Genomic DNA, 4,992 nt, shown 5'->3' on the forward strand with positions numbered 1-4,992 from the left:
TAGTCATAAATTTAAGTCCCCACTTGTTTCTAAGTGGGGACTAAATTAAGGCTTATAGGATGAATTCAGAAGGTGTGTTCAGCGGACGCTTACCATAATACACGTTATACGAATCTAAAAATGGGAGCCTATAGCTCCCATTTTTATTGTTAAACTTTGAATCCTATATGTTTTCCTGTTGGAAGCTCTACATCAATACGGAGTTTCCCACCCATTGCCTCAACATACTTTTTCATGGTTGAAATCTTAAGATCATTGCCACGATTTTCTATTGCTGAAAGCGATGGCTGTTTTATTCCCAAAGTTTCAGCAAGCTCTTTTTGAGAAATTTCGAGTTCTTCACGAATAAGATGAAGCTGATTTTCTAGCAGTAATTCATCTGCCATTTTTTGAATACGGGCTTGGCTCTCTGGAGAGCGGCTAGCTAACAATTCTTGCAGAGTCTTAGCCATTAGATTTATCTCCTAGGGTGGCGAGATGAAGTTGGTATTGTTCATCTGCAATATCCAGCATGTCTTTATAAAAACGCTTTTTACCGCCTTTATCAGCAATACATAGAACAATAGCCTGTCGTAAGGGATCAAATGCGAAGAAAGCTCTTAAGGGTCTACCGCGATGTTGAACGCGCAGTTCTTTCATATTGGTAAATTTAGACTCATACACAGTATCTACTAAAGGGCGGCCTAAACTCGGTCCCTGCTGCTGTAGAACAACCAGTGCAGCTAGGACCTTCTCTTGTGTAGATTCATCTTGCTGTTCAAGCCACTGATTAAATAGATCTGTCGTAATGACTGTCCACATACCACAACCAAAATATAGATTATAGTCTATATTTTAGGGGCATTATGCTTGTTTTGCAAATGAGAAATGATAGGCAATAAAAAAGCCCGACATCCTGTCGGGCTTTTTCGTATTGGTTTGCTTGGTATAACTCCTGTCGTACCTGCCAATCCTTGTGCGATTTTCTTTATTCTTATTGTTCGGAACATCCTGTTCTCTATGTCCTCATCATATGAAAAAATTCACGGGTGACATAGACGCCATGGTCCCTAATTGATGTCAGCTTGAGCGTACAGGATTGCTCAAAACTTACCCCAAGATTTATCCGCAGAAATTGGGGATTATTTCTGAACTGTGACCCTTGAGAAATCAGGAAAAAATGTAAAAACGAATGTTTTTTGATCAATTTTATTGGCTAAAAGTTACAGTTTTGCTTAAAAAGAAACCGACTTGTTTCCAAGTCGGTTGAACGAGAACGTTCCAGAGGGTATTACCCACCTCTGTATTAGTTATCAGGTAAATTACTTTAGGTTCTTAACAATATGTTGGGACAAATTGATCTAAAGCCATCAATATAGTTTAACTAAGGCTATTCAATGCGGAGTTCGATGAAGTATGAAATACTGCTCAAATTCATCAATCGGCATCGGTCTACCAAACAGATAGCCCTGGTAATGATAACAACCCTGTTTTTCTAATACATCCCGTTGAGCTTCGGTTTCTACACCTTCAGCCAGCACAGAAATTCCCAAAGTTTTTGCCAAAACAATGATCATTTTGGTAATTTCAGCATCATTGGCACTCACCATAATATCCCGAACAAAACCTTGATCAATTTTTAATTGATCAATCGGAATCCGCTGTAAATAAGTTAAAGAAGAATATCCTGTACCAAAATCATCTAGAGAGAACATCACCCCGTAACGTTTAAGAACCGTCATTTTTTCAATAATGTCTTCTACCCGCATCACTAAGGCGCTTTCGGTAAGTTCAAGTTTGAGTAAGTGTGCGGGAGCTTGTGTACGTTCCAGAATTTCGAGTACGTCTTGAACAAATTCATCGCGAGCAAATTGGCTAGCACTGACATTTACAGCCATGCTGAGGTGAGCAGTTTGCGGATACTTGGCCCAGTCACTCAATTGTTGGCAGGCACTTTCCAGTACCCATTGACCCAGAGTAATAATGAAACCATTTTCTTCTGCGACGGGTATAAAACGAGCAGGGGAAATCATTCCTTTAACTGGATGCAGCCAACGTAACAAGGCTTCTACTCCTGTCACCTGTTGTGCACCATTCACTTGTGGCTGGTAATATAATACCAGCTGGTTTTTTTCTAGTGCTTGTCGTAATCCGGTATCAATCTCAGCACGCTCCTGAACCTGAGATTGAATCTCAGGATCAAAAAAGCGATAAGTATTTCGACCATAATTCTTTGCGTCAGACAGTGCCATATCAGCACGTTTAATTGGATCTTGGATATTTTCACATGCTTCTATCCCAAATAGGCTGATCCCAATACTGGCTGAATTATGATATTCAGAGTCGGCCAAAAAGTAAGGTTGAGTGAGTGTCTGTAAAATATATTTTGCGGTTTTTTCTAGTTGTGGGATAGCTTCCATCTCTGAGCTTCCAAGATGATCAAGCAGAACCACAAATTCATCACTTCCCAGTCGTGCAACCATTTGATTGGCTTCTACGCATTCTAGCAGGCGAGTTGCGACTTGCTGTAATAAGTAGTCTCCGGTTTCATGGCCTGCAGTGTCATTTATAGCTTTAAAATTATCCAGATCTATTAACAGAACAGCGCCGAGCTGTTTTTTATTTTTTGTATCTCTCATGCTCTGTTCAAGGTGTTCCAAAAATAGGCTACGGTTTGGCAGTTTAGTCAGAGAGTCATAAAACGCTAGCAAGTGTACTTTTTCTTCTGCAGCTTTATAGGCAGAAATATCGTTAATCGTTGCAACATAATGTGTGGTTTGGCCATGCTCATCACGTACAGCAGCAATCAAGATGTGTTGTGGATACAGTCCGCCATTTTTGCGCTTATTCCAGATTTCACCCTGCCAAGATCCTGTCGTGCGAATATGGTTCCACATGCTGGTATAGAAGTTTTTGTCATGCAGGCCTGATTGTAAGATTTTAGGTGTATAACCAATCAACTCTTGTTCACTATAGCCAGTAATTTCTGTAAAAGCATGATTAGTGCGTAAAATAACCAAATGAGGATCTGTAATCATCATCCCGACTTGAGAGTTAAATGCGGTCGCTGCAATACGCAGGTTTTCTTCTGCTTTTTTACGTTCGGTAATATCACGTGCCGAGCAGAAGAATACCTCATCATCAAGATGCACCAGGATTGAACTGACTTCTACCGGATAACACTCACCTTGGGCGTTTAGATAACAGGTTTCAAAGCGAATACCTCCAGGTGTAGAAATCCCTCTATTGATCAGCTCTTGCAACTCAGCCTTATTATAGTCGTTATCCCAGTAACACAGGGTTTTGCCCAAGGCTGCCTGCGGAGTACTACCAATCATGCGAAAAAAGGAATCACTACCTTGAAGAAGCTTGCCTTGGCGATCTAGAACATGAATACCATCTTGTGCATTACGTAACAGCATCCGACTACGACGATTGGTCAACATATTTGCCCGAATTTGCCGCCAAAGTAACCATCCAGCAATCGTGGTCACCGCAATGAAGAGTAATCCCAGCAAAACGGCTTTAATAACATCTTCATACCATTGGGCCAGATAGTCTTTTTCACCGAAGGCAACAACAACAAAAATAGGCATGCTACTTAGCTTGCGAAAGTTACCAATACGCGGGATTTTATCTGTAGTTCGTCGAGTATAAATAGTGCCAGACTGTGCGCCGGAGTGAACCAGTTGTGACAGTTCCGGTGGCCCCCCCACAAAACCCACCTTTCCGTTCGGTGTTTTAAGCATGGGATTACGTGCAATAACTCGCATATCCAGGTCTTGTAACAGTACCACTCCTTTAGGGCCTACATCCAGTTCTGCAATCAGATGATTAAAGTAGCTAGCAGGTAAAGCAGTGATAATCATGCCTGCAAAAGTTCCATCACCCTGATTGTAACGTCGTGCAAATAGATGAACCCAGCCTTGGCCATTTGGATCTCTCATCAGCTTGGTGACAAACAGTTGATCCGTACTTTTTTGTTGGGCCTCTTTAAAAAAACTATAATTTGCATAATTAGACCTCTGACCGTCCATATCATGATCAGCGAATTGGACTTGACCTTTTTCATCGGTAATGTGTATTCGAGCAACAGAACCGATCCAATTTTTTTCTTTTTGAATAAAGATATTCATCTCTTTATGATTTATTTGTTTTTTTTCACGTAATTCTTTTTCGATATAGGTTTGTAAGGTATATAAAGACAAATTGATTTCTTGAGTACTGCTGCTCACGCTTTTTTCAAGCAGTGAGGTTAAATTTTCTACACTGGTCCGAGCTTCAGCTTCTTCGCGCTCACGTGAAGTATGTAAGGTATAGACTAGTAAGCTGATCATGAACATATTCATGATCACTACAGTCAGGACAAGAAGTTTAAAAATAGATTTTTTTTTTGCAGCATATTTGCTCTGTGAGATAGAGAGATGGACCCGGAAATTTGAACAACTTCTATAAGTGATATTCCGCTCTAGTTAAGCCACCTTGTTTTGTTGGGGTAGCTGATCATAGTAAAACTCATTGGGTGTCATTTTGTCTAGACTCGAATGAGGTCGTTTCAAATTATAAAACTTAAAATATGCACTCAATTGCTTTTTTGCATCTGTGACACTGCTATAAGCTTTGAGATACACCTCTTCATATTTAACGTTCCGCCATAATCGTTCAACCATCACATTATCAATCTATGAGCAGTATACTGCGCAAGTTTACCATCCATACTGATTTGAATGCCATTTGATTTCAATACATCAATAAATGCATCACTCGTGAACTGACTGCCTTTGTCTGTATTAAATATTTCAGGTGATCGGTAATCCTCCCATAAATAACCGAAGTTAAAAGTAGAGGTTAAGCAGCCATTAGAGGTGGCTTTCCTTTGTTAGCTTGATGTGGTCTTTCATGGTTGTAATGCCACAACCAGTTTGTTGCATAATCTTGTACTTCATCCAAAGTATCAAATAAATGCTTGCTCAGCCAACTATAACGTATGGTCCGATTATAGCGTTCAATATA

At 40.1% G+C, this 4,992-nt stretch carries 4 protein-coding genes and 1 pseudogene; all 5 read right to left on the reverse strand.

Annotated elements, in window-relative coordinates; translation table 11 throughout:
* Positions 1–149: 149 nt before the first annotated feature.
* Positions 150–452 carry a helix-turn-helix domain-containing protein gene (locus HX743_RS15470; RefSeq protein WP_096902776.1) on the reverse strand — a complete coding sequence of 101 codons (303 nt, stop codon included), beginning with the start codon at positions 450–452 and terminating at the stop codon, positions 150–152.
* The gene (locus HX743_RS15475; RefSeq protein WP_096902775.1) at positions 445–801 is read right to left on the reverse strand and encodes a type II toxin-antitoxin system RelE/ParE family toxin; all 357 of its coding nucleotides are present in this window, start codon (positions 799–801) and stop codon (positions 445–447) included. The genes HX743_RS15470 and HX743_RS15475 overlap by 8 nt, the downstream gene beginning before the upstream one ends.
* A gap of 572 nt (positions 802–1,373) precedes the next feature.
* On the reverse strand, positions 1,374–4,328 hold the full coding sequence (locus tag HX743_RS15480; RefSeq protein ID WP_250316262.1) for an EAL domain-containing protein: 2,955 nt from the start codon (positions 4,326–4,328) through the stop codon (positions 1,374–1,376).
* Positions 4,329–4,451: 123 nt separating this feature from the next.
* Positions 4,452–4,792: pseudogene (locus HX743_RS15485) on the reverse strand (transposase); the annotation flags it as partial.
* A gap of 35 nt (positions 4,793–4,827) precedes the next feature.
* The coding region (locus HX743_RS15490; protein WP_151711510.1) for an integrase core domain-containing protein at positions 4,828–4,992 on the reverse strand (165 nt) is incomplete at its 5' end.

It is taken from the genome of Acinetobacter sp. Swhac1 (genome assembly GCF_013390985.1).
In the GTDB taxonomy this organism is placed as follows: Bacteria; Pseudomonadota; Gammaproteobacteria; order Pseudomonadales; family Moraxellaceae; genus Acinetobacter; species Acinetobacter towneri.